This window comes from Microcoleus sp. MON1_C5, assembly GCF_036701875.1.
Classification (GTDB): domain Bacteria; phylum Cyanobacteriota; class Cyanobacteriia; order Cyanobacteriales; family Microcoleaceae; genus Microcoleus.
Window position 1 is genome coordinate 6939 of sequence record NZ_JAUBRN010000110.1, and the last position, 1714, is coordinate 8652.

1 protein-coding gene is annotated in these 1714 nt (G+C 44.5%); it reads right to left on the reverse strand.

Annotation, left to right across the window (positions count from 1 at the left end):
* Positions 1–1363 (reverse strand): tetratricopeptide repeat protein (locus QUA71_RS28270; RefSeq protein ID WP_333290210.1); only part of this gene is annotated, 1363 nt, incomplete at its 3' end.
* Between the last annotated feature and the right edge of the window lie 351 nt (positions 1364–1714).

Genomic DNA, 1714 nt, shown 5'->3' on the forward strand with positions numbered 1-1714 from the left:
AAAAGCCGATCGCCCGTTCCAGATTATCCGCCCGTGAACCGTTGATTCTGTTACTGTAGGCAAGGGCTAGGTTATTTTGAGTCATTGCCCAATCTTCAGGGAAATCCTCAAGGGTATAAACTGTTAAAGCAGCCTCATAAAAGCCGATCGCGTGTTCCAGATTATCCGCCCGCGAACCGTTGATTCTGTATAAGTAGGCATTAGCTAGGTTATTTTGAGTCTCTGCCCATTGTTCAGGGAAATCCTCAAGGGTACGAACTGTTAAAGCAGCCTCATAAAAGCCGATCGCCCGTTCCAGATTATCCGCCCCCGAACCGTTGATTCTGTTACTGTAGGCAAGGGCTAGGTTATTTTGAGTCATTGCCCATTTTTCAGGGAAATCTTCAAGGGTATAAACTGTTAAAGCTGCCTCATAAAAGCCGATCGCCCGTTCCAGATTATCCGCCCGCGAACCGTTGATTCTGTATAAGTAGGCATTAGCTAGGTTATTTTGAGTCATTGCCCAATCTTCAGGGAAATCCTCAAGGGTACGAACTTTTAAAGCAGCCTCATAAAAGCCGATCGCCCGTTCCAGATTATCCGCCCGTGAACCGTTGATTCTGTTACTGTAGGCAACAGCTAGGTTATTTTGAGTCATTGCCCAATCTTCAGGGAAATCCTCAAAGGTACGAACTGTTAAAGCAGCCTCATAAAAGCCGATCGCCCGTTCCAGATTATCCGCCCGCGAACCGTTGATTCTGTTACCGTAGGCAGCAGCTAGGTTATTTTGAGTTTGAGCATAGTGTTCGCTCCCCGGTTCCAGATTATTTAAAACTATTTGAAAACCCGTAATGGCAATTTCAATATTATTCGCTATATTCCCGCGGGGAAAGTTCCACAGATGAATACTTAAATTTTCAATGACGCCGACAATGGAGCTAATTGTTTCTGCATTTTCGCCATCAAGTAACTTTTCGGCTACTTGCTGTAAAGTTTCGGCAAAACGGCTATTGAGGAGATGTTCCCGTTGATCCAGCATGGGGTAAATTACTTTAATATCCCTATCGCTAGCTTCTTCTGCTTGCAATAATTCTAGGATAAAGTTTGCATACTCTTGCGAATTTTCACCTTCAGAATTATTGCTATCTCCGTCATCGTTCATATCGATGAATTGCTCTAGATGACTGACCAGATTTCGGAGGAAATTAGAGCCATTTTCGCGTCCTTCTTCTGCCAAGGTGGATGCTACTAACTCGCAAGTTTCCAGAAATCCGCGATCTAATAATTCTGAGTTATCCTGTAATATCTGCGGTTCGTCTCCGTTGGGGCAATTCAGCAGGGTGTGAATTAATTGCAGATAGGCTTGGGCGCGGTTTTCTTGCATTGTGGGGAGTTGTCAATAACACCGGGATTTATTTTATCATGATTGGGGGTGGGTTTTTGGGTGGCGAGAAACCGGGTTTTTGCGAAGATATTTAATCGGAGGCGAAGATATCGGAAAAAAACCGATTTCTGAGATGGTGCGTGGTGACGAGAAACCGGGTTTTTGCGAAGATATTTAATCGGAGGCGAAGATATTGGAAAAAACCCGGTTTCTGAGATTGTGCGCGAAGATGTCGGAAAAAACCCGGTTTCTGAGATTGTTAATGCTGCATCACTTTAACCCTCTTTTGTCACTCTCGTGGTAGTATAAGCAGTGACACACCCCAAAAGCATTGCCAGTCCTATGGTAGAC